This window comes from Thiocapsa marina 5811, from assembly GCF_000223985.1.
GTDB classification, from domain to species: domain Bacteria; phylum Pseudomonadota; class Gammaproteobacteria; order Chromatiales; family Chromatiaceae; genus Thiocapsa; species Thiocapsa marina.
On the sequence record NZ_AFWV01000006.1, the window covers coordinates 180,688 to 204,450 of the forward strand.

Annotated in this window: 21 protein-coding genes; 5 read left to right on the forward strand and 16 right to left on the reverse strand. The window is 62.4% G+C overall.

Going from position 1 to position 23,763, the window contains the following annotated elements:
- Positions 1-204: 204 nt before the first annotated feature.
- The 3 genes from THIMADRAFT_RS10285 to ppc form a co-directional block, all read right to left on the reverse strand.
- A complete protein-coding gene (locus tag THIMADRAFT_RS10285) occupies positions 205-1,125 on the reverse strand; it encodes a 5-bromo-4-chloroindolyl phosphate hydrolysis family protein (protein ID WP_007192964.1) in 921 nt (306 codons plus the stop codon).
- A 145-nt stretch (positions 1,126-1,270) separates the two neighbouring features.
- Complete coding sequence (locus tag THIMADRAFT_RS10290) at positions 1,271-1,513, reverse strand: hypothetical protein (protein ID WP_007192966.1); 243 nt, start codon at positions 1,511-1,513, stop codon at positions 1,271-1,273.
- A 95-nt stretch (positions 1,514-1,608) separates the two neighbouring features.
- Positions 1,609-4,401 (reverse strand): phosphoenolpyruvate carboxylase, encoded by a 2,793-nt coding sequence (gene ppc / locus THIMADRAFT_RS10295; RefSeq protein WP_007192967.1) that lies wholly within the window; start codon positions 4,399-4,401, stop codon positions 1,609-1,611.
- Between the two features lie 510 nt (positions 4,402-4,911).
- Here ppc and THIMADRAFT_RS10305 point away from each other — a divergent pair.
- From THIMADRAFT_RS10305 to THIMADRAFT_RS28725, 3 genes are all read left to right on the forward strand, one after another.
- Complete coding sequence (locus tag THIMADRAFT_RS10305) at positions 4,912-5,154, forward strand: hypothetical protein (RefSeq protein WP_233490226.1); 243 nt, start codon at positions 4,912-4,914, stop codon at positions 5,152-5,154.
- Between the two features lie 138 nt (positions 5,155-5,292).
- A complete protein-coding gene (locus THIMADRAFT_RS10310) occupies positions 5,293-5,898 on the forward strand; it encodes a hypothetical protein (protein ID WP_007192969.1) in 606 nt (201 codons plus the stop codon).
- Between the two features lie 100 nt (positions 5,899-5,998).
- Positions 5,999-6,871, forward strand: a complete 873-nt coding sequence (locus tag THIMADRAFT_RS28725) for a chloride channel protein (RefSeq protein WP_007192970.1) — start codon at positions 5,999-6,001, stop codon at positions 6,869-6,871.
- Positions 6,872-7,703: 832 nt separating this feature from the next.
- Here THIMADRAFT_RS28725 and THIMADRAFT_RS10325 read toward each other — a convergent pair.
- The 4 genes from THIMADRAFT_RS10325 to THIMADRAFT_RS10340 form a co-directional block, all read right to left on the reverse strand.
- Positions 7,704-8,093: a LysM peptidoglycan-binding domain-containing protein gene (locus THIMADRAFT_RS10325; RefSeq protein ID WP_007192971.1), complete on the reverse strand. Its 390-nt coding sequence runs from the start codon at positions 8,091-8,093 to the stop codon at positions 7,704-7,706.
- A gap of 215 nt (positions 8,094-8,308) precedes the next feature.
- Positions 8,309-9,343: a hypothetical protein gene (locus THIMADRAFT_RS10330; RefSeq protein WP_158308377.1), complete on the reverse strand. Its 1,035-nt coding sequence runs from the start codon at positions 9,341-9,343 to the stop codon at positions 8,309-8,311.
- Between the two features lie 39 nt (positions 9,344-9,382).
- Positions 9,383-9,880 (reverse strand): potassium channel family protein, encoded by a 498-nt coding sequence (locus THIMADRAFT_RS10335; RefSeq protein WP_233490227.1) that lies wholly within the window; start codon positions 9,878-9,880, stop codon positions 9,383-9,385.
- Between the two features lie 87 nt (positions 9,881-9,967).
- Positions 9,968-13,303, reverse strand: coding sequence for a mechanosensitive ion channel domain-containing protein (locus THIMADRAFT_RS10340; protein WP_233490228.1), 3,336 nt, complete (start codon positions 13,301-13,303; stop codon positions 9,968-9,970).
- A gap of 216 nt (positions 13,304-13,519) precedes the next feature.
- Here THIMADRAFT_RS10340 and THIMADRAFT_RS10345 point away from each other — a divergent pair, with 216 nt between their 5' ends.
- Positions 13,520-13,723 carry a hypothetical protein gene (locus THIMADRAFT_RS10345; RefSeq protein WP_007192975.1) on the forward strand — a complete coding sequence of 68 codons (204 nt, stop codon included), beginning with the start codon at positions 13,520-13,522 and terminating at the stop codon, positions 13,721-13,723.
- 59 nt (positions 13,724-13,782) lie between these two features.
- Here THIMADRAFT_RS10345 and THIMADRAFT_RS25655 read toward each other — a convergent pair whose 3' ends face one another.
- The 8 genes from THIMADRAFT_RS25655 to THIMADRAFT_RS10380 all read right to left on the reverse strand — a co-directional run bounded on the left by THIMADRAFT_RS25655 (position 13,783) and on the right by THIMADRAFT_RS10380 (position 21,695).
- Positions 13,783-13,995 carry a hypothetical protein gene (locus THIMADRAFT_RS25655; protein ID WP_007192976.1) on the reverse strand — a complete coding sequence of 71 codons (213 nt, stop codon included), beginning with the start codon at positions 13,993-13,995 and terminating at the stop codon, positions 13,783-13,785.
- Positions 13,992-14,744 carry a DUF2092 domain-containing protein gene (locus THIMADRAFT_RS10350; protein WP_007192977.1) on the reverse strand — a complete coding sequence of 251 codons (753 nt, stop codon included), beginning with the start codon at positions 14,742-14,744 and terminating at the stop codon, positions 13,992-13,994. Before THIMADRAFT_RS10350 ends, THIMADRAFT_RS25655 begins: the two co-directional genes overlap by 4 nt.
- A gap of 455 nt (positions 14,745-15,199) precedes the next feature.
- The gene (locus tag THIMADRAFT_RS27435; protein ID WP_007192978.1) at positions 15,200-15,643 is read right to left on the reverse strand and encodes a hypothetical protein; all 444 of its coding nucleotides are present in this window, start codon (positions 15,641-15,643) and stop codon (positions 15,200-15,202) included.
- A 72-nt stretch (positions 15,644-15,715) separates the two neighbouring features.
- Positions 15,716-15,958: a glycine zipper domain-containing protein gene (locus tag THIMADRAFT_RS10360; RefSeq protein WP_007192979.1), complete on the reverse strand. Its 243-nt coding sequence runs from the start codon at positions 15,956-15,958 to the stop codon at positions 15,716-15,718.
- Positions 15,959-16,031: 73 nt separating this feature from the next.
- The gene (locus tag THIMADRAFT_RS10365; RefSeq protein ID WP_007192980.1) at positions 16,032-16,463 is read right to left on the reverse strand and encodes a Rap1a/Tai family immunity protein; all 432 of its coding nucleotides are present in this window, start codon (positions 16,461-16,463) and stop codon (positions 16,032-16,034) included.
- A 182-nt stretch (positions 16,464-16,645) separates the two neighbouring features.
- Positions 16,646-19,495, reverse strand: coding sequence for a sulfatase-like hydrolase/transferase (locus THIMADRAFT_RS10370; protein WP_007192981.1), 2,850 nt, complete (start codon positions 19,493-19,495; stop codon positions 16,646-16,648).
- A 384-nt stretch (positions 19,496-19,879) separates the two neighbouring features.
- Positions 19,880-20,500: a hypothetical protein gene (locus THIMADRAFT_RS10375; protein WP_233490229.1), complete on the reverse strand. Its 621-nt coding sequence runs from the start codon at positions 20,498-20,500 to the stop codon at positions 19,880-19,882.
- Between the two features lie 124 nt (positions 20,501-20,624).
- Positions 20,625-21,695 (reverse strand): AraC family transcriptional regulator, encoded by a 1,071-nt coding sequence (locus tag THIMADRAFT_RS10380; protein WP_007192983.1) that lies wholly within the window; start codon positions 21,693-21,695, stop codon positions 20,625-20,627.
- Between the two features lie 469 nt (positions 21,696-22,164).
- Between THIMADRAFT_RS10380 and THIMADRAFT_RS10385 the strand changes: the two genes are divergently transcribed.
- Positions 22,165-22,455, forward strand: coding sequence for a hypothetical protein (locus THIMADRAFT_RS10385; protein WP_007192984.1), 291 nt, complete (start codon positions 22,165-22,167; stop codon positions 22,453-22,455).
- A gap of 307 nt (positions 22,456-22,762) precedes the next feature.
- Here THIMADRAFT_RS10385 and THIMADRAFT_RS10390 read toward each other — a convergent pair whose 3' ends face one another.
- Entirely contained in the window at positions 22,763-23,641 is an 879-nt protein-coding gene (locus THIMADRAFT_RS10390; protein WP_139052788.1) for a magnesium transporter CorA family protein, read from the reverse strand.
- Between the last annotated feature and the right edge of the window lie 122 nt (positions 23,642-23,763).

Genomic DNA, 23,763 nt, shown 5'->3' on the forward strand with positions numbered 1-23,763 from the left:
CTCCCGATGGATTTAAACCGCGCCCGACGCGGTATGCGTTGTTCTTGGATGGGATCGGCCCCGGCAAACTTGACGACCGTTTGGGCCGGCGCGGCTTAAGATTCTAAAAATAAATTATTCTAAACCGCGCCCCGCCGAGGCCGTTATTCACCGCAACGGAAGACCGACGCGGAGACGTTGCATGTCACACACGGCGCGGTTTAGTCACTGAATGCCTTCGCGCTCGAGCTGCTTCTTCAGCACCTCGATCTGGATATCGAGGTCCATCACGTCGGTCTTCAGCAGGCGCTGGTGCTGCTCGTCGAACACCTGCTCGACCGTCACCAGGACATTACGAAAATTCTGCTCCAACTCGCGCGAATCCGCCAGACGGTGCGTCCGCGCGTAACCGTCGGCGACCTGTTGGACACCGTCGAGATAGACGCTTAAGAACTTGCGTGCACGAAACAGGTCGGTGGGCCGATCCGCGATCTGCTCGAGGATCGAGCGACCCTGCGAGCCGATGCGTTGCAGGCGAATCTTCAGCTCCGGATTGGCGATGCCCTTTGCCGCGCGCTCCAGGTCGATCAGCTTGCGCTCGGCTTCCGCCAAGGCCGCAGCGATCTTGCGCGAGCGCTCGTCGTCGGTCGCGAATGCGCGTGGACGACCCAGCGGCTCGAATCCGTAAAGAAGATGGAACCCGAGCATGGCGACCGCGGCATAGGCAAGGCCGAGACCGAGCCCCTGATCGACCGAGATCACCGCGGCAAGACCGGTTGCCAAACCCGTAAGTAGCCCTCCGATGGTCTTCAGAGGAATCCGCTGCAGACGGGTGAAACGAAGAATCTGTTGCGCGTACTCCGCCTTCAAGCCGCGTCGGGTCAGCTCTGCCGCCCCCATGAAGAGTGCGAAGATCCCGCCGTCGGCGAGCACGACATCCAACCGCCCTGCCACGAGCCCGACCAATGCGCCGATGAAGAGCGGTATCGGCAGGACATACAGCAGGGTTCCGGTCGCGCGTGGCCCTCTCGCACCGCGCACGCCCTGCCCCGAACCGCCCGCCTGACCGGGCTTCACGCCCAGAATCAGCTCGGCGAGCCCGAGGGTACGACGTTGCTCGGGAGGTGTTCCCGTCGGATCGACCATCAGAGGATCCACATCGCCTGGCACGAGACCAAACCCACGCTGAAGGTCAGCAAAACGCCGCCGAGCAACCGGATGCCCCACGGCGGTCGCGTCGGTGTCTGCGGTGCGATTTGTGTTTTCTCGGGCATCGTTCGAATGCTCGCGCTCAGAGCAGCTTCACCAGCGCCGCCATCGCACCGACCTGTGCAAACAGCAGCGGAATCAGCCACATCAGCAAGATATTCCGGCTGCGCTCGATCTCGGTCTTGACCTCGCCACGCAGCTGCTGCCGGGTCACCAGATCCGGCAGATGGAGGTAACGCTCGAAGGCGGAGGCAATGACACGCGCACGCGCTCGGTCATCGGGCGCGCTGGCCAATGCCTCGTATAACTCGACAACCGAGCCCACGGGATTCCATCCGTTGCCTGTGTTCGGCGAGGTGCTCACAGTCTATCTCAGATCCAAAATCTCGGTTGATCCGCAGGCTCGCGACAGGGCCTGCTTCAGCCCGTGTTTCGCATCCCCGCAGCGATCGCATTGATCGAGCGCAGCAGAGGGTCCAGCCATTCTTCGCGTTTCTCTTCCTCGCGCTCGTTACGATAACGCTCCAGAAGCGAGACCTGGATATGGTTCAACGGGTCCAGATAGATATTGCGACGCGCCAGGGAACGCTGAAGATCCGGCGTCTCCTCCATCAGACCGCGCAGGCCGGCGACGTTCAAGACTTGGACCAAGGTGCGCTCGTACTCGGCCTCGATGATGCCGTAGATCGCCTCGGCCTGCTCCCGGTTCTCGGCGAGACGGGCGTAGGCCCGCGCGATATGCATCTCGGCCTTGAAGAGCGACATCTGGGTATTGGACAAGAGCGCGCGGAAATAGGGCCATTCCTGGTACATCTTCTGGAGCTTCACGAGACGCTCGAGATCGTTGCCGCGGTAGCGCTCGATGGCATAGCCGATGCCGAACCAGGCGGGCAAGGTCTGACGCGACTGGGCCCATCCGAAGACCCAGGGGATGGCGCGGATGGACTTCAAGGAGCGATCCGCCTTTTTGCGATGTGACGGGCGCGAGCCGATGTTCAACAGGGCGATCCCGTCGAGCGGGGTGCACTCGTAGAAATAATCGAGAAAGCCCTCGGTCTCCTGCGTGAGCTTCCGATAGGCCTCCTCGCCGTAGCGGGCGAGTTCGTCCATGACGCCGAGATAATCCTTGCGGTCCTCGGGCGGAGGCTCGATCAGACAGCGACTGGCCTTGATGAGCCCGCTGATGCCCAGCGTCAGCTCGTAACGCGCGGTCTCGGGATTCGCATAGCGGTAGGAGAGCACCTCGCCCTGCTCGGTGAGCTTGATCTGTCCATGCACCGTATCGGTGGGCTGAGCGAGGATGGCCTCGTGGGTCGGCCCGCCGCCGCGCCCCACCGTACCGCCGCGTCCGTGGAAGAGTCGGCAGGAGACGCCCTCGTCGTCGGCAAGCTGGATCACCCGGCGCTGCGCCTCGTAGAGACGCCAGCTCGAGGCCAGAATACCGCCGTCTTTGCAGGAATCCGAATACCCGAGCATGACCTCTTGCTGATTACCCGAAGCCTTCAGCAGCGCGCTGTAGGTCGGATCCTTGAACAGCCGCCCCATCACCTCCCCGATGCGGTTTAGATCGTCGATGGTCTCGAACAGGGGCGAGACCTGGATCTTGCAGAACCAATCCCGGCAATCCTTCCCGGCGAGTCCGGCAAGCCGCGCCAACAGCATCACCTCCATGACATGACTGGCGTAATGGGTCATGGAGATGACGTACTGCCCGAACAGACTCTCGCTGATCTCGGCACGCATTCGCGCCATCACCTCGAAGACCTCCAGCGTCTCGCGGGTCTCCGGGGTCAAGGTCGCCTTGTCGATCACGAAGGGGTGCGGATGGGCGATCGCCTCCGCCAGGGCCATCAGGCGCTGCTCTTCGTCGAATGCCTGATAAAAGGGCGCGCCGGCTTGACGCGCAAACAGCTCGGTCACGGCCTCGGTGTGGCGAATCGACTCCTGCCGGATGTCGAGATGCACGAGGTGGAAGCCGAAGGTCTCGGCGAGCCGGATGAGATCCTGCAGCGGGCCGGCCGCGGCGTTGGCATCGCCATGGTGATGCAGCGAGTCGCGGATCAAGTACAGATCGGCGAGGAAGTCGCGCTCGCTCGCGTACCCGGCCGGCTGGGTCGGATCGTACCGCCCCGCCATGCGCGCCCGAATCCGCTTCAGATTCGCGCCGAGACGATGATCCATCATCGCCAGCTTGCGCCGATAGGGCTCATGGACATAACGGCGCAGGCTCTGCCCCATGGTGTCGACCCAATAGTCCTCGTCCGCATCCAAGCTGTCCATGAAGGCCGGCGACGGCTGGCAGATGGAGCTGGCGTGGCTGAGCATGCGATGCAGCTTGCGGATACGCTCGAGGTAGAGCTCGAGGACCAGCTCGCCGTGCATGCGAACGGCGAGCTCCGTGGTCTCGGGCTTGACGAAGGGGTTGCCGTCGCGGTCCCCGCCGATCCACGACCCGAACCGGATGAAGCTCGGGACCCTGATCCCGGACTGCGCCCCGTAAACCCGGCGCACTGCCTTCTCCAGAAAGCGATAGACCCGGGGCACCGCCTCGAAGAGAGACTCGCGAAAAAAATAGAGCCCCTGACGGACCTCGTCGGTGACCTGAGGCTTGTGGATCCGGACCTCGTCGGTCTTCCAGAGGATCTGGATCTGAGTGAGGATGTCCTGAAGTCGGTCCTCGAGCTCCTCGTCGTTGAGCTTGCTGCGATGCAGATCCTGGCCGACCAGAAAGATCCGGCGGAAGGTCTCCAGGGTCGTCCGTCGCTTGGCCTCGGTGGGATGCGCGGTGAAGACCGGAAGATAGATCAGATGTTCGAGCAGGCTTTGGAAGTTCTCCGGGCTCACCCCGTCGTCCTTGAAGCGGCGCGCCATCTCGTCGAAGGAGCCGACCCAGAGCCGTTGGCCGGCGGAGATCAGATCCATGCGTGCAAGATAGGCGTTCAACTCCTCGGCCGTGTTGACCAGCCCGAAATAGATGTTGAAGGCGCGGATGACCTCCGAAAGGGTCTGAGCATCCAAACCCTCGATCCGCTTCATCAGCTTCTCGCGCAGCTCGGGGTCGTCGCCTTCGCGCAGCTGCATGAAACCTTCGCGCAGACGCTCGACGATCACCAGCACGCGTTTACGGCTGTGCTCGCGCAGCACCTCGCCGAGCAGTGCGGTGAAGAGCTGAACGTCGCGCTCCAGGGCCTGGTCTTGCGGAACATCGTTCATCGGGCGTTACTCTGTGCGGACGGCCTCGATAGGGACCGTCACGAAGAAGGGGCGATTCGAGAGCCGGATACTACCTTGCCCGAGCCCGGCCGACAAAAGCCCAGACGAAAATCGTGGACATTGTGCGCATGACTCGGGACTGCATTCGACCGGCGTGATCGGGGCGGCGGTGCGCCACTCGCCGCCGGACACGGAAATCGCTCAACACAACCTCCTCCTGCATCGTCTGCCGCATGATCCGGGGGCTGTGCCGAGCTTGACGGGGGAAGGTGCGCCGGTGCTGCCGGGCTAGGGCATCGATCGCGCCGGAATGCAGGGCATCCACCGGATCCTCGACCCGACGATCGCGGCTGCGCGCAAGATACCTGATTTCGCCTCTCATCATGATATTCTTGGCCCGTGTCGCATGCCTCGACACATCCTGGCGGACACATTTGGTTGATCGTGTATTCGCACCCGACAACACCTGAAGTTATTCCCAATCATCACTCGGAGACATCTCAAATGACCATGAAACAGTCTGTCGTCCTGACTGCAGCCGCCCTCGCCTTGGTCCTGTCGGCCGGAGCCATCGCCGAATCGGCGGCCAAACTGGAAAAGGCGCACGAGAAAGCGGAAGCCGATCTGACGCTCTCCCCGGAGCATGCGAAGGCCGAGGCCGATCTCAAGAGCATGGACGCGAAGGAGAAGTCGAAGATGGAAGCAGCCGAGGAGAAGGCCGAGAGTGATCTGAAGAAGATGGAAGCAAAATAAAAGGTCTCGATCGCGATTGATCGCGCCCGATGCGGCAACCCCGCCCGCCCGGCTCGCGCCGGCGGGCGGGAATCACATGCAACCCCGGGCCCTGACCCCGGCCGGATAAGCATCCAAACAGCATATAAGGAGACAACGATGAACAAACTCGCCCGATTGACCTTGGCGGGCACGCTCGCGCTATGCCCCCTTCTGCTCTCGGCACAGACCGCGACCGACAACGTCCCGGTGGCCGCGGGGGCGACGGTGAAGGAAGTCGAAGGCACGGTCGTGGTGGTCAACACCGAGACCCGCATGCTGACCATCCGCAAACCGGACGGCGTCTTTCAGGTCATCCATGTCCCGGCCGAGGTGACACGACTCGATGAAGTGAGGATCAACGACACGCTGACGATCGCCTATATGGAGGCCGTCGCGATCGATCTTCAAAAGGGAGATGCCGCGGCCGGCGCACCCTCGGCCACCGCCACGATGGATGTCGACCGTGCAGCGGGGCGTCTGCCCGCCGGCAGCATGGAGGAGACCGTCCGGATCGTCGGTATCGTCGAAGGCGTTAATCGCGCCAACTCGACGGCCACCATCCGAGGCCCCGAGAACACGGTCACGGTCAACGTGCGTGATCCCGCCATGCTCGAAGGCGTTCGCGCAGGAGACAGCGTCACCGTCACCTACATCAGCGCGGTCGCGGCCCGGGTTGATCGGAGCAGCAGCGCAACTCGACCGATGCGGCCGGGCTCGCAGTGATCGCCAGCCGATGAAATACGGCCCGGCGTGATCGCGACGCCGGGCCTGGGGAGACCGCACGGCGCATCGGCACCGGTCAGCGCCGCCCAGCGAGCCAGTTGTGGACCTATTGTTGCCGAACCCGGGCGTGATCCGGCCTGTCGTTCGCGACGTGCGCCGCCCTGTGACCGACTGGATCAAGATCCTCTGGCCGCTCTATCTCGCTGCAGCCCTGGTCGGGGCGCTGGCCGGACTTGCCGGGGACGCCTTCCACGCCGTCCTCGACCAAGCCGACCAGGGTCCCGAGGTCTTGACGGCGTGCCTGGACTCGGCGCCGGTTCCGGGCTGGCTCGCTCTGGTCGTCGCGGGTGCGCTCGTCCTGGTTGCTGCACTCTGGATCGTGCGTCGCGTCGCCCCCGAGACCGCCGGCAGCGGCGTCCAGGAGGTCGAGGTGATCCTCGCCGGACAACGCAAACTGCGTTGGCGGCGGGTTCTCCCCGTCAAATTCGTCGCGTGGACCCTGGCGGTGGGCTGCGGCCTGGTCCCGGGGTGCGAGGGTCCGACGAGCCACATGGGCGCCGCCCTCGGTCAGATGGCGTCAGAGCGGATGGCGCAGAACAATGGTCATGGGCGCGCTCTTCGCCGCCGTGCGCGCACCCTTGACCGGGATCATCCTCGTGATCCAGCTGACCGGCGCGGAAGCGATGGCGCTGCCGATTATTCTCACATGCCTCACGGCGACCTTCACCGCCGAGGCCATGGGTGGCCACCCGATATCTACAGTCGCCTGCTTGGCCTTGGTGATCGCCCCGCGCCGCGGGCCCCGGGACGCAGAATCCCGGCCTTCGGTATGATTCTCGCCGCGATGGTGGCGGCGGATCGCCTGTATGTCTCACGGAAGACCGTGGATGGCGCGGCACTCCCGCCAACCACCGACCCCGGTCAGGGGCTCTCCCGGCATCGACGCCGGATGACGAGGGCACGCCGACTGTGACGGCTTCGAACCAAGCGCAAGACGTGACGGGCACCGGGATGGAGGCGCCGGCACCCGTCGCCGAGCACTCTGCCCCGGCGCCCGCTCCGGTCGTCGACCGGGCCCGTTCCAGCATCCAGCTCATCAGCTTGCGAAAAGCATCGAGCATGGCTCCCTTCGTACGGCGCGAAGGAGTCCTCGATCAACCGCGCACACTGGACGCTGATAGAAGTCGTTCAAGCTGGTATCCAGTCTGGATCGGGGACTTCGAAAGCCGCGACGAGACCGCGCTCGCGCGGATGCCCGATCGGCTCCGCGAACTCAAGCCCTTGATCCGTCGCCTATCGCCCGAGGAGAATTTAGCGCCCCTTCGATGACACGTCGTGCGCAACCGGCCGCAACGTCCGGCTGCGCGGTCGTGAACGAGCCGCGCCCTCCGGCACGTCCGGCGGAACCCTCGACCCCGTCACCGGATGACTAATAGATGACCGCGCGCCGGAAGCTCCGGCGACCGACACCGGCGAAGGATAACGGCGTGCGCGGCATCCCGATGATGTCGATGAACAGCGATGCCGATCCACCCGTAGCCGGCAACTCGCCCTCGAGAAGCGTGACTCGATCTGCACGAAAAAGAAGTCAGCGGTTTCGGGCTCTTTGGCCGTCGCGCGAGCCCCGCTAGGGGTCACGGCGAGCGACAACGGGACCAAGGCAACCGCTGCGGCAAGGATCTCTCGCCTAGAGTGCATCACTCGATCTCCGGGTTTAGGCAGTGGCGTGAATGCTGGATGTCGTGCGGAGACACAGCTCCGGCCGGTCACCCGGCCTTTGGCGTGAAACCAGCCCGGAACGAGGATCATTGAGGGATCTTGATTGTTGCTCCGGCCTTGATCTCATTTCCCTTCATGCCGTTCAATTCTTCGATCGATGCAACGCTCGTGCCGAATCGATTGCTGATCGCATACAGATCATCACCTTTCGCGACCTTGTACGTTCCCTTGTCCGGGTTATAACGGCCTGTCGCATGCACCGGCGGAATATAGATCACCGAGCCCACTTCGATCTCTTCGGCCGTCTTTCCATTGGTCACCAAGATATCCTCGACGCTGATATCGTAAGTCCCTGCAATCGTCTCGATGTCTTCGTTTTCGCTCACCGTATAGGCAACTGCGCTGTCGGATGCCGCGTATACCGACGTCACGCTGATGGCCAAGGTCGCAGCAACAGCAAGGATCTTGATCGTCATAGTGTTCTCTTATTGGATGGATGATAGCGGTTCATTCGCTTTGTTTCGGCAAAGCTGAGTTGATACCTGAATGCAGAGCTTCAAGTGAGTGAAAAATCTTCGCGCATTCCCAACCCCGACGGCGATGCCGTTTTGTTCGAAAGGACACACCTTCTCTACTGATCGATGTCGTCATGACGCGCCACTATCCGGAAGTGTGACCGGCTGAAGACGCGTCACCACCGGAAGCCCACGCCCAAAGCCGGGCCCGACAAAGTCAGATCGGCGTCGTTCCCGTCGAATTCGTAACCGATGGCGCGCCACGCCAATGTCGCCTCGCCCCAATCGAACCGATATCCTAGACCCAAAAGAGCTTGCCAGGTCAGATCGGACGAACCGGTCCCGATGTCCGCGTAAAAGGGTACGAACCAGGGGGTATTCCGGACAGAGTATTCACTTCGAATCCCGATAATACCATCCCAATTGCTCTGATCCATCGATGCTTTGGTTGAGCCGAGCAAACGACCGCGTTCATCCGTGAAATCGACCGTCAAATCATTATTCAGCTCAAGGTACCGAAAGCCGCCGATCAAGTCCAGACTCCACGGCGCTTCATCCGCCACACGATAGCCACCGGCGAATGTCCAGATAATCGAATTCATATCCGTCTTAGTGTCGCGTGCCACACGCGGCGTGGCACCCATAGGTCCGGTCACATTGCGAATTCGGGTATCCTGACTTCCCAGGTCGGCGTAAATGATGTCGGTCAGGATCGCCCAATTTCCCTTGCGTGCCTCGCCGGTCAGCATGAACGCCATATCCAGATTACTGAGATAGTTATCGGGATTGACCGTGCCGCTGACCTCCAGTTGTCTCGGCGTCCCACCTAAGGGTCCGGGAAGGCCTTCGACGTTGGTGTCGATGCTCCCGGTGACGGCGGGGAACCAGAGATACGGCATGAGATTGAACTGCCAACCGCCATCACCGGATTCGGCGGCTGCACCGTTTGACAGCCCGAGCGCCGCACAAGCACACACATAGGATCCGAGAGTCCTGCGTATTCGACGCATTGGTGTCCTCCGCCTGAACTGATCATCGCCGTGACGGCGCCCGGCCTCATGCCCTCCGGCAAATCCCCCGCGAGCTCGGCTCGAGGACTTGCCGAAACCAAAATTGAAGCGAACGGAAGTATGCGCATTCCACAGCTCGACGTCTTGACATTTCGCGACACGACAACCGGCATTCGGCGCGTATGCGGTTCGCTCGGTCATGAATCTGCGGCCTTAAACCTGATCGGACAGTAGGCCGCATCAGACGAGGTGGCGCGTCCAGATCGCCTGAATAACGACAAACAGAAACGCGGTCGAACATCCGAATTTGAGCAGTCCGGCAATCGCGATGAGCGGACCCAGCATGCGCCAGGGCGGCAGAAGAACCACATCCCCGTAACCGAGGGCGGTCACCGTGACGGCCGTGAAATAGATTCCGTCCGCATAGGTCCGCGTCAGCCCTTGCCGCCAAACATAAAGGCCCCATACGGCAGCCTCTGCGAGGTGAGCGGCAAACAGCATGGCGAAGCACCCGAAGATGATCACCTTTCCGGCCCGACCTGCGCCAAGATGCTCGATCAGCGGATCAACGTTGCGCAGAATCAAAGCGGCCGACTCGAACAGCAGGTTCGCGTGGAAAAAGAACAACACGCAGGCGACGAGGACCGCGAAGCCGAATACGCGGCGGACCCGGCGCCGCCCTGTCCATTCTGCTCGATTCGACATCACACCTCCTCGCTCATTCGACAATCCCGGCAAATCATGAATCCAAGCGTTCTACCGAGAATAGTGATCCGAGCCCTATTCCTACACGGAATGACGACGCCGATTGATTGTGCGTTGCGGTCAACGATCGACAGGGCTCGCGTGCTCGATCTGCACCCGCAGCGGCTTGATGGTGTCCAGATGCAGGTCGCGCTGCGGGAAGGCAATGCTGATGCCGGCGGCATTGAACTTGTCGTTGATGGCCACGTTCAGCGCGCTGATGGTGCTGACGCGCAAATCGATGGAATCGACGAAGCAACGCAGCAGCAGGCCGAGTGAATTGTCGCCGAAGGTGTCGAAGATCACCGTAGGGGCCGGGTCATCGAGCACGTTGGGGTTCTCTCTTGCCGCCTCCTCCAGCAGATCCATGGCCTGGCGCACCGGCGATCCATAGGCGACACCTATAGCGAGGACCAGTCGCGTGGTGCGATCCGACAGCGACCAATTGAGTAGGCGCCCGGTGATGAACTCTTTGTTCGGCACCAGCAATTCCTTGCCGTCCCAATTACGGATGGTGGTGGCGCGAATCTTGATCTTGGTGACGACGCCGTCGGTTTCGCCGACGGTCACGGCATCGCCGACACGGATCGGTCGCTCGAACAGGATGATCAACCCGCTGATAAAGTTGGCGACGATCTCCTGCAGGCCGAAGCCGATGCCGACGCTGAGCGCCGCCGCCAGCCATTGCACTTGCGACCAACGCGCGCCGAGGGTGCTGAGCACCAGCAACAGACCCACCGCGACGACGACGTAAGTCGTCAGCGTGGTCACCGTATAGCGGCCGGCTGCGGTCGTCTTGAAGCGCTGCAGCAGCACGATCTCCAACAGTGCCGGCAGGCGATCCGCCAGCACCCAGGTACCGACGGCATAGAGCAGCGCCAGACCGAGGCTCCCCAACGTGATGGGCAGCGGCTGCTCCGCGCCATCGACAATGACGGTCCCGTGCCACAAGACCACCTCATCGACGATCTGCAGCGCCGGCAGGGCGCTGAACCAGATCAGATAGAGTCCGAAGATGGCCGCGGTGAGCCTCAGTATCCGGATCAGCCCGCGCGTCTCGTCGCTCAGCGCCGTAATATCCACTTCCGGTTCTTCGAATTCCAGCTCACCCATCTCACCGAGGGCCTCTTCCTCTTCGGCCTCCTCTTGCTCCGCGCGTTGCCGTTCCATGGCGGCCTCATAGGCGAGGCGACGCCTGGTCACCTGCAGCCAGCGCAGGGCGAGTGAGTTGGCCAGCAACAGCGTTAAGAGGAACCAGAGCGTCAGCAAAAACAGATAGGAAAACGCCGTGGCCGTGTAGACGTAACCGGTAAAGGCAAGGGCGATCAATGCCAACGGAGAGCCGACAGCCAGCGGGTACCAGATCATGTAAGTACGGACGACCATCGGGTAGTCGCCGCCTGATCGCAGGTGTGCAAGCACGCCACGCCGGGGATGCAAGACTCGGTAGAGGAACCAGGACAGCGGCAGGTAGCCAAGCAGCAGACCAAGCTCGGCCAAGGTCCCGCCGCTCTGGGCCTGATCGATACCGAGCGCGACATCGATGATGAAGACCGAGGTCACGAACGGCCAAATGAACAGCATGAGCTGCGTTCGCAGCAGCGTCAGGTTGCGCTCCGGCCAGCGAAAATGTGCCGCCGCCAACCCCCGCGGTCGGCAACCGGCGATAAAACCGAGCAGAATGGAAAGATGCAGGGCGACCCGCGTCAGTGCATCGCCCAGGGCGTGGGACAGCTCTGTTGCGCCGCTGTCGACCTGAAGCTGCCAACCCGTGACCGCCAAGAGCAACGGCAGCGGTGCCGCCAGCATCAGGGTCAGGCCTAGGACCCGCACGGTATAGTTCATGCGGTCCGTGGTGGGTTTACCGATACGGGGCGCGACCGCCTCAATGGCGGCGATGATCGCTCGGCGTCGCCACAGCAGGACGCCGGCGCCGATGATCGCGAGCCAGAAGGCGGGGCTGCGCGCGAGCTGCTGGCCAATCAGTTGCGGCAAGTCCAGCAGACCCGCGGCCGTGAGCCGGGCGCGGAGTTCGCTCGGCATCGCGCGGACGTCTTCGAGTTGGAGGGGTTTGGCGTTACGCAACCAGGGGAGTTGCTCGTCCAAGTAGGCGTTATACTCGGCGGCGGTTGTGAGCAAAGCCTGCTCGGCCCGATCGAGCTCCCGCAGCTTGCCGAGGTAGGTTTGATCGGTCTTCAATGCCTTGTCGAGCAGTGCCCGGCGCTGCTGCACCAGCTCTTGCAACGTGACCTTTTGTGCCTCGGTCCACGCATGAGCCGCAGCCTCGGACGTCGCCGACGCATCGGCCTGGAGCGCCAGCGCGAGCCGCTCGACGGTGGCATTTGTATCTTCGATGCGTCGAGCCTCCGCGCGATGTTTCAGCCGGCGCACGTTGAGGTCGGCGATTGTCTGCCTGCGCTGTTCGTCGTTCTGAATAAAGGCCCGCAGGTCCGGCAGGGCCTCGAACTGCTGCAGCAGGATTCTGCCAAGATCGTCGTTGACCTCACCGGACTCCAGCGTTTCACGGGCATCTTGGTAATCGGCGCCAATCTGCTCGACGAGTTGCTCCAGGTTCTGCCGCACCAGATCCTGCGCCTGAAGCTGCTGGGTGGTGTCGTTGATGTCTCGGGACAGTGCCGCGTTTTCCGCGGATAACTCGGCCAAGACCGGGTTCGTCCCCGCGAGCTCGCGCTGGGTCTGCTCGGCTTGGGTCGCTGCTTGTTCCGCCGCTTGGCGGCGTTTTCGGTCGAGCAGGTCGTTGAGTATCTGAATGCGCTCGTCGATGCCTTCGACATTGGCCGCTTCCCTATCGCGCTTTGCCTCCAGCAATTGCGTCCGCAGCGGCAGGGTCGAGAGCTCCTGCTCGAGCATCGTGGTCTCGGTGTTCAGCGCCACGTAGCGCGTTTCCAGCACCCACTTTTGGGCCTGCGCAAACGTGGGCCCTACATCATCCCCGACCGGGGTCTGAATCTGCGCCGAGGCCTCTTCGCGTTGTTGCGTTGCCTCCGCAAGGCGCTGGCTGATGGCCGCCGGGCGCTGATCGAAAATGGCCAGACGGGACTCGAAATCCACGCGCCGCGCATCGGCCGCGGTCAGTTCCGCCTGTTCCTTTTGCAGTTCTTGTTCGAGTTCGGGCAGCGGGGTATTCGCATCCGCCTCTAAGCTGTCGAGAGGGCCTCCCCGGGCATCCGGCGTCAGCGCCGCGCGGATGGACTGGATCTCGACCGGCGCGCGTTCGGCCCTGCGCTGGAACGTGGCCGCCGATGCGGCGTTGTCCTTTGCCGCCTGCAGATTGCTCAACGCCTTTCGGTAGAGCTCGAGAAGCCGCGTCTTCGCCTCCTCGGTCCTGTCGGTTGCCGCCTCCGTTTCCGCGATCTTCGACTCCAGCGCCTCCGAGGTGACCAACCACCCGGGCAACAGGCTGTCGGCCTCCTGAGCACAGGCGGACGAAAGCCAGATGGCCCAAAGCGCGCAGGCGGTGATGACAAAGACAAGGGTTCGCATGTTCATCGGCCTATCGGGAACGTCTAAGCAGGGAGAACGTCAGGGCGGATCACGTCAGTCCTCAATAGAGCCGTTCCAGGTTAATGAGGGCGTCATAAATCATTGGGCTTCCGTCACATGGAGGTGCCTGTGAATGATCTGCGCTATGGCCACATCGGCGCCGCACGGCGCGACATCGTCAATGCCCCGCTGCCTCGGATGGAGAAAGCGGTCAGAAAGTATCCCCTGCGTGGGGCGCTGTTCAAGCTGAACGCAAGCGTATCGCCGCGCGCGCTTGCGGCGCTGGTGCGCGTGGATCATGACGGGTACACCGGGACCAATAGTCAACGCTGAGAACAGGGAGGGATGTCCTACCTGTTCAAACAGCGCCTGAACCCATCTCTACGGAAAGACTAACAGTTGTAAACACCCACTGCGCAACGTCGCACCGTACGACGACCTACCCCGGCAACGCTCACCGGTGTGAGTGGCCGTCCGACAATGGCTTCGGCCGTCGGGATCAAACCGTGAAAACCAGGGACTGAAAGCCGCTCACCAAATTCCGAAGCGCCGATCACGATGACCAGGGCAATCAAACTGACAACAATTGGTTTCGACGCCTTCATTGGGCCTCTCCTATCTTGAAATGTTGCGGTAATTCCTCTGTCCCCTCGAGATTCTTCAGGTCGACCTTCTTGGCATCCGTCGGGTTCTTAAAGGTGAAATCGGTTGTCGTAACCTCAGCGTCTGCCTTCCAGTCCCTGATTTGAATACTGTACTGAGGCTCCCCTTTCATGGACTTCGAGGTGATGCTGAATCGGCAAGGATAAGGACGCTCTCCTTGCGCAATCCAGATCTGCCAATCGACTTCCTTTGCCCGAAAAGCGAGGTGATCACATTCGGCGCCGCCGATCACGCCGCTGCCGAGATCCTTGACGTCAACGACATCCAGCATCAGTGTCTCGTAGGGGTCCATCAACAACAGATCCGCGGCAGGGAGCGGACGGTTGTGCTGCCGCAACTCATCGACCAGATTCTCGATCGTGCCGGGCACGTCCTGTTGCGCATAGATGTTCAGGTTTTTGCCCAGCAAGGTGAGCGTCTTCCCGTCAAACAACATCTCGACATCCGCAAAACCGCTGGACCGCGTGGCGAGGATCTTGTCGGGCCGATTGAGGATCAGCGTGCCCGAACTTGCCAGGGCGAGCTTCTGTTGGTCCTCGGTAATGACCTCCAGGATGGCGTCGTACTCGAATGAGAGGGCCTGCTGCGCTGCCAAGTAATCGGACATGGCCTTCAGCAGCCGCTTGGCATCTGCTTCATCGGCACTCGCACCCATGGAGATGCCCAATGAGACGATCATGGACAACGCCATAGCGGGCAAGCTCCGCACGGAGCGCTTCGCAAGGATTCTCGATGTCTTCATTTCATTGCACCTCTGCGCGCCGGAAAGAACAATCCGGTGATTTTCATTTTCTCTCTCCTGTTGTTCGAAAGTTGCCCACACGCGGGCGATTGGGCCTTCTTCCTACCGTGCTTACTCCAAAGGAATCATGAACGCCCGCTATGCGCATTCATCTGCCACTCGATAGGCATGGGTTGCCCGTCAAGCTCCCGGCAGAATCAACGATCGCAGGAGCTAAACCGCGCCCGGCGCGGTATGCGTCGTTTGTTGAATTGGCTTGGCCGCGCCGGCTCCGATCATTGTCGGAGCCGGCGCAGCTTAAGGTATTAAAAAATGTAATTTTCTAAACCGCGTCTCCGCTAAGACCGGTGGATGCACCCAACGTCGAACTCACGCGAAAGTGAGCATCTCGCTCTGGACGCGGTTTAGCGCGGTTCAGCGCGTTCAAAATAGACATCGTACTGTTGCTGAGCGGCCGCCTGGTAGTAGACGCCGTGAAGGACGTCGTTCGCGGGGTCGTAGGAAAGGCTGTAGGTGGACCCGTTGTAGCCGCCTGCGCGCAGCTCTAGGAAGACCTTGATCGCGTTGCCGATGCGCGACGCCTGCGCCTTAGCGAAGGGGAGCGGATTCGGATTCCGGTAGGCGGCGTCGAGCCTGCCGTCGGCGTCGACGCCCTGGATCGTGATCAGGTAGCCGCCGTCGGGCCGCACCCATCGGCCCATCAGGGTGTCGAATCCGGATTCGGCTGCCACGGTCGGCGCCCCGGACGCTAGTTCAGACGCTGCCGTCTCCCGGGCATAGGACGACCCCGCAGACGCGCCGAGGACAAGCACGAGCACCGACAAAAAGGGCGCCAGCCGCCTTTTCATTGCTTCTCCGCTGGTGGGTTTGCGGGCATGGACTCGTCCCTGAATACGGTATGAAAGTCGACAGAAATCGCCTTAGTCCAGATGGCCCTTGAGATGCTGATCGTAGAGATAGCCGCCCAGGGCGCCCACGCCGACACCGATCAGAGCGCCGGCGCCGGCCTCGGCGGTCAGCGAACCGATGGCGGCACCCGTGGCCGCGCCCATGAGTGCGCCGCTCGCGGTGCGGGTTCCGGTGGTCGTACCGCAGCCGCCCAGGGCGAAGGCGGTGACCAATAGGGCAGGAATGACGAGATGTTTTCTGGAATGGGTTGTCATCGTGGAAACTCCATCAAGTAACCGAGCTCGGCGGCAAGGCCGCGGCGAGCAATCGGGTGATTAGGTCAGTGCGTCAGCCCTTGCAGGGATACTTGGCGGCGAGCGCGCGGATCAGACCCACCGCCGGTTCCTCGCCCATCAGTGTCGTATCGCTGGCGTTGGCCGCAGCCCAGGCGTTGAAGACTTGTACACCGTTGTCGACGGTGCTGCCTTTGGGCGTGCAATACAGACGCTTCATCCGACCTTTGCTGACGAGGTCATGGTATTGGGCCACACCCTCGATAAAGGACCGGCATGCCTGGCGGGTGACCGGATACTCCGCGGCGCTCGCGGGCACCGAGCAGACCGCGTAGAGGTCGCCGGTGCTGTCGAGGCGAAGGTCGGAGTCTTGCACGGCGAGCGCAAGTCCCGATGTCAGGCTGAGCGCAGTGGCAACCGCGAGCGCATGCCGGCTCGTGGATTGACGTGTGGATTCTAGGTCACGGTTACGGGGCCAAAACGTCATCTTGGTTCTTGTGCCTCAAGGTTAAGGTCGCGGTCGATGGAAAGGCAGGGTCGCCTGGTTTATGAAAGGCGTTTGAAGCGACATCCAGTCGCATCGCTTCAAACTGCTTGGATTGAGAATACCGTGGGTCGCGCCCTTTTGACAGCGGCCCACGGGGTTTCACGACTGGCTCAGTGGCTCGCCTATTCGCGGCCGGCTTCCACCTTCTGCAAACCTGCTTCCAGCTTCCTGATCTCCTCCGGCGACAGCACCGGCCGATCAACCTTGATCGTCAGCTTGTCCAACCCCGCGGTGAGCGGGAACGGCGGCAGGTAGTCCGCATCGTTGACGCCCGTGATGGTGTCGGAGCCGACGTCGAAGCTCTCGTCCCACTGCAGGATGATCGGGATGGTCTTCTCCATCTTGATGGTCTGGACCTCCTTGCCGTCGACCTTCAGCGTGCCGGTGCCCGAGCGTCCAATGCCGCTGAAGTTGTTGAAGGCCATTGTTTCCGCGCCGAGGCCGTCATAGGTGAAGTCGAACTCGATGTTGTGTTTGCCGGGCGCCAGGGCCTCCGGTCCTTCCCACTTGATGCGCTCCAGATCGAGCAGGTTCCACAGGAAGACCGGCTTGCCTTCGAGCAGGTAGAAGCCGAATCCAGCGAACCGCCCGCCCGAGGTCACGATCATGCCCTCGGCACCACCCTCGGGAACGGTGATGTCCGCGGTGACGGTATAGGAGGTGTTGAGCAGATAAGGCGCATCGCCCTGCGGCAGACCGGTCATCGGCGAGGTGTAGACATACTCGTTGCGGCCGGCGGTGAGGCTCGGACGTGGGGCGGCCACGCGGGCGCCCACCGAGGCATCCAGCGGCAGCACCTGATACTTCTTCGCCTCCGCGAGGAACATCGCGCGCATTTCCGTCACCTTCTCCGGATGCTGCGCGGCGATGTCGTCGGACTGGTTCCAACTGGTGGTTAGGTCGTAGAGCTGGAACACCTGGTTGTTCAGCGGGTCCGGGTTGGCTGAGGAGAAGGCATCCCAAGGCGCGCGGTCCACCTTGGTGCTCATCAGCCAGCCGTCATGGTAGATCGCCCACTGGCCCATCATCTCGAAATACTGGGTGGTGTGCCGGGACGGGGCCTTGGCATTCTCCGCGTCGAAGGTGTAGGCGTAGCTGGTGCCTTCGATGGGCCGCTGCTTGATGCCGTCCACGACCTCGGGGGCCGCGATGCCGGTGACCTCCAGGATCGTCGGCACGTGGTCGATGACATGCATGAACTGCTCGCGCAGGGCGCCCTTGTCTTTGATACGCGCCGGCCACTGAATGACCATGTTCTGGTTGATGCCGCCGAGCCGGGAGGCGTTTTGCTTGAACCAGTCGAACGGCGTGTCGAAGGCCCAGGACCAGCCGGCCGACATGTGGTTGTAGGCGAGTTCCGTCCCCCATGCCTCGTAGAACTTCATCTGTACGTCCACCGGCGGCTTCACGCCATTGAAGAATGCAACCTCGCTGAAGGTACCTTCCGGCCCGCCCTCGGCGCTGGTGCCGTTGTCGCCGTTCTGGTAGATGACGAGCGTGTTGTCCAGCCTGCCCAGGTCCTCGAAATGCTGGATCACGCGACCGATCTCATAGTCGCTGTAGGCAACAAAGGCGGCAAACACCTCGGCCTGGCGGATAAAGAGCTTCTTCGCATCGTCCGAGAGCTCGTCCCAGGGCGTCAGGATGTCCTTCGGCCAGGGCGTGAGTTCCTGATCCGGCGGAATGACGCCGAGTTTCTTTTGATTCTCGAAGATCCGCTCGCGCAGTTTCTCGTAGCCGTCGTCGAAGAGATGCATCGCGCTGATCTTGTCCACCCATTCTTTAGTCGGGTGGTGCGGCGCGTGCGAGGCGCCGGGGCAGTAGTGGAGGAAGATCGGCTGTGTGGGGTCGGTCTGGTGAATCCGATCCATCCAGGAGATGGCGTCGTCGGCCATGGCAGTGATCAGGTTCCAGCTTGGCTCCTCGCCGGTGACGGGCCAGATCGCCGCCTTCGGGTCGGACCGATCCATCTTCAGGGTGCCCTCGTGACCGATCCAGGGATAGATCTGCGTGGTGTTGCGGAACAGGTTCGGTCCCCATTGGTTGGCGTCGCCGCCGACGAAGCCATAGAAGTAGTCGAAGCCCATGCCGGTCGGCCACTGGTTGAACGGCCCGGCTTGGCTGGCCTCGTAGGTCGGCGTGTTGTGGTTCTTGCCGAACCAGCTGGTCGCATAGCCGTTGTCGCGCAGGATGCGTCCGATGGTCGCGTTGTCCGCGCCGATGACGCTGTTGTAGCCGGGGAATCCGGTCGCCTGTTCGGCGATGACGCCGAAGCCCACCGAGTGGTGGTTGCGCCCGGTGATGAGCGCGGCGCGGGTCGGCGAACAGAGCGATGTGGAGAAGATCCGGTTGTAGCGCAGCCCGTTCTCCGCGATGCGGTCCATCGACGGTGTCGGGATGACGCCACCAAAGGTGCTAGGCACGCCGAAGCCCGCGTCGTCGGTCAGGATCAGCAGGATGTTTGGCGCATCCTTGGGCGGCACGATGCGCGGCGCCCACCATTGCTTGGATTGGAGCGCGTCGTCCTTGATCACACCGCCAAAGGCAGGCTGGGGCGCGGGCAATTGGTTGCCTGAGATGGTGGTGGTCGCGCTGGGCGAGCCGAGGACGCCTGTGACCTGGGGGGGTGCCTGGGCGCTGTCCTGGAGGGCGCCTTTCGCCGCGCCTTCGGTCGCGGTGGCGCTGGTGCTCAGCACCAGTTCCTGACCGATATTGATCAGGTCCGAGTCGAGCTTGTTGGCTTCCTTGATGTCCGCGACCGGGACACCGAAACGTGCGGCGATTCCCGCGAGATCGTCGCCCTTGGCCACCTCATAGCGACCGGTAGCGGCATCGAATGCGCCTTCTGCGTGATTGCGTGGGCCATTGTCGGCGGCTTGAAGGGCGCCGGAGCAGAGAAAGACCGCGACCACTAGGGCTGCGGCGAGTCGCCGCCATGGGGGCGACGCTGGTTCCGAGAGGTTGACAGCCATTGTGGCGTTGTCTCCAGTGGTGGGTTGGACGTTGGAAGGCTCAAATCGCTCGCGGCGTGGGCGAGCGACCGGGTTGCTAGGCGTTAGACCTGGAGCTGCAATTGGATCTCGCTCGGTCGCCGGGTCTGGTCGAACCAGGGCTCCAAGGGACCGTATCGACGGTGGAGGCGATGCCGATATCGGCCACCCACCTGTACCAAACGTCATCGATCAGCCCCGGGGCCATGGGCTGAACATCGACGACCAACGGTTCCTTGCGCCTGTCGATCCAGGCTGCCGTAGATCGTCTCGATGGTGTCGGGCTTCGGAAAGCCGTCGCTCAATCGCGCGGCAACCGGCGCCTCGTGTATTCAAGGCGCAATCAGCGCGCCCGCGTCTGCGGCCCTATCGGTAAAAGGCCCTACGCCGCCACATACGCCGGTTGGCACCAGCAAAAGAGATCGGCGTGAGCGGCCGACCGATGATGTCAATGAAGAGCGAGGCTGGACCGCCGACGGCCGGCAGCTCGCCTTCCAGCACCGAGACCTCGTAACTGAGGTCGCTGCCGGTCAGTCGCGGGCTGCGCAGCTCGACAACGATGTCCTGCATAGCGTCACCGTCCAGTACCGATAGGTTGGCATTGGGCGGATCGGACGCGAAGCTATTGTCGCCCTCGTCCCAGAAGGGAACGAAGCTGGCGGTGGTCATATGGCCGGCGAGCCGATCCGGACGGTCCGAGAACAGCACCGTGATCGGACTCACGCCGGTCAGGGTAAGGCGCCCGTCGGAAAAGGTGACGCCCTCGGCGCTTTGCACGAACAGAAATTGCGGGGCATCCTCGTTTTTGTCGCCCTTCGGGTGATGCTCTGCCGCAACGCTCTGGTTCAAAGCCAGGGCCATGGGTGCGAGAGCCGCACCGGCGATCAGTTCACGTCTGGTGGTCATGTCGTTCTCCGTTGTCGAGTTGGAAGCGGACGGCGGGGCGGCGCGGCGCGTATCGGGCCCGCGGCGGCAGCCGATGCCCACGCGAGGTATAAGGTCCGGGCGCCGTTGACATCGGATCGGTATCGATGCGGCAATTGTGCAGATGCGCCGCAGTCGGACATTGACATTTCGCGACAGTCTTCGCCGTCGCGGGGGATGCGATCTTCTACGGCGGCGGCAGCGATCGACGCCAAGCGCCGGGCGAGACACCGGACCAGCGCTTGAAGGCGCGCGAGAAGGCAGCGGCGTCGGCATAGTCGAGCGAGGCGGCGATGTCGACCACGGGTAGGCTGGTATCGCGCAAAAGCTGCCGGGCAACGTCGTAACGGGCCTCGTCAATCAATGTCTTGAAGGTCGTACCGAGCGACTGCAGCCGCCGATTCAGGGTGCGCCGATGCAGTGAAAACAGGCGTGCGATATGGGCCAGCGAGGTGTCCTCGGGAGCGACACCCTGGACCAAGATGCACCGTATCACTCGGCGCAGGTTCGCGACGAGGTTCTCCTCCCCACGCACGTCGGCGAATTCAATGATCTGCAAGAGCTGTTTATGCAGCACCCCATCGGCGCCGTCGAGCGGACGTTTCAACCAATCGGCGGAAAACACCACGGCGGAGTGCTCGGCGCCGAAGCTGATGCGGGAGCGATAGAAGCGCCGGTAGGGCTCGACATCGGCGGGGCGAGGCCGGCTGAGGCGGACTTCGATGGGCTCGAACCCGGCGCCGCAGAGCAACTTGACGATGTTGAAGGTGATCGCGACCGCACCGTCGTAAATGTGCTCGATACCAGGAACCTCCGCCTGATAGACGACATAGGCCATCACCACCCGGTCCGCGGAGATCCAGAGCGCGGGGACGGCCCCGCGATCGTGCAAATGCAAATAGAGGACGACCTGGTGCAGGGCGGTGGAGACGTCGGGCGCGCTCTTGGCAAGCTGTCCGATCCGACCCAATGCGTCGAGGCCGACCTGCTCTCCCAGTCGGTGCCCGAAGCTGGGGCAACCGCTTCGCTCGGCGGCGAGCGCGAGGAGTCGGCCGGCAGCGGCGAGCGGAATGCCCTGCTCCGGGTCGTCGAACAGGCCGATATCCAGACCAGCCTCGGCGGTGATCGACGCCGGGTCCAGGCCAAACTCGACGAGCAGGTTTGGTACCTGCAGAAAGGGCGCGATGCGCAGCGAGCCTTCCATGACCAAGGGCAGATCGCTCGACATGTAGGACAGCGGGGCGTAGTCCACTTGCATCAGACGTTCGTGGAAATCATCGCGTAGCCATCGGGAAGGATAGTCTACGCTACGCGGCCGTGGCTTCAAATGCACGGTGATGTGGTCGAGCGTGTGTGGGCGAGATACGATGGACGACGAGGTCGGCGTCGCGCCGTCTGGCCGACTGCATTTTTTGCGAGAGGGCCGCAGTGAACGAAAAACACATTCAAGAGGCCCAGGTCCTCGACGCCGAATGGGTCAAGGCTTCCGTGATCAGGTCGAAGTCCCGCGAGACCATCGCCGCGACCGTCCGGTAAACCGGGCAGAGGGTCTGAAGCTGGAGCTGAGAAGCACCGCAGTCGCCGACGCCGGATATCCCGAATCCTGTCGCCGCCATTGCCGGGGGAGCGAGCCCTGCCAAGCCGATTACCGAACGCAACCGATCGTATACCGTTAAGATTGGAATCGATCTCCGCCCTTGGAATGTTCCATCCACGAGGGATAACAATTGAGCTTTAAGAACCTGCCAGTCGTGACCGTCGGCCCACTGCTGATGGCGATCGCGCTTGCCGCCCCTGCTGACCAGGAGGTCATCTCCGACGGGATCGATGTGGATGTCCGCCAGTTTATCGACGAGAACCCGCAAGGCCAAACCTACCCGGGCATCGACAATGTCCAGGATCTGGGTGACGGGATTACGGACGACGGCGGAGCACCGGACGCCGTTTTCGACCCGCGCGACGCCGCCCTCGAGGACGAGAAGAACCTCGGTCCCAACGCCCCGGGTTACATCCCTTGAGGGCAAACGCCCGGGAGGAGTCGGCCCCGCTGCCCGTGTCCGTATCGGCGAGTGTCAGGGTCGCGCCGTGGCCACCGACGTCGAACTTGCCGCCGAATCGATCGGTCTGGAATCTGTCGGCGAGCGTCGATAAATCTCGGTGGTGATCGAACAGGGTCCAACTCCGCAGACCGGATTTCAGATAGAACCCGCTCTTGACGTTGTTGTTGAGAAAGGGCTGGATCGGACCGTTGTTGTCGCAGCCGCCATGCTGATCCCTGGTTAGGGAACAGATATTGTTGATGGAGGCAAGGAACCCCGGAATTATTCAGCGCCGCTTGTCATGCATGCGACGCCGGAGCACCAACCAAGCCAAGAGCGCAACCAGAAGCGACAGGCTCGTCACGAACCAGAATCCCCAGGGATCATGCTCGTCGGGGATGCCGGCGACGTTCATCCCGAGGAGTCCCGTGATGAAGGTCAGCGGCAGGAAGACCGTCGCGACGACGGTGAGTTCGAGGCTCGAGCGAGTCATGCTCTCGGCGCGCTGCGCCTCGATCTGATCCTCGAGCATCCGAAGACGGGTCCTGCAATCGTCAAGCGCTTCGATATAGCGGTTCACGTGATTGGATGACCGAGCCAGTGTCTCGCGATCGCGGGAGGCCAACGCCACGGCCGGATCGGTCGCAATGGGCGAGAGCACCTGCTGAACGGTCTTGATCTGCCGACGTGCCCGAAAGACACGCTGCTGCAGGCCGATGAGAGCCTCCGGCGGCGGCGCGGTCCCAACGTCAAGCAGTTGATCTTCGAGGGCGTCGGTCGCCATTGTCAGATCGAAAATGACGGTCTCCAGACGCTTGGTCATGCCCGAGATCATGAACGCGAGCAGGTCGACCGGTGTCTTGAGGCTGCTGTTCGAACGAAGATACCGGCGCAACTCATCGACGGGCGCGGCGCTGCCGGATCGCACGGTGACAGCGTCCGTCTTCCCGATCAGCAGCCTGAAATCGGTCGGTTGGTCGAAGCCATCCGCTTTATCGCCACGCACGGCCTTGAGGCTCAAGAGCACGCCTTCATGGACGGGCTCGCTGTGACTGAATCGAACAGGGCCGAGCAAGAGGCTCTTGGTGTCTTCGCCGAGTTGCGCCCATGACCTCAGCCAATCACGTTCCCGCTCGTCGGAGATGTCGATGTCGGTCCATGTCATCCCCGGGGCATCCCGGCCATTCCCTCTGGTTTCGGTCGCGAATCGCGTAATCTCAGGCATGGCAGATTGTCTTCTCGGTTGATAATGTCGGGCCCTATCGACGCTCATCGGGCCTCCGTCAC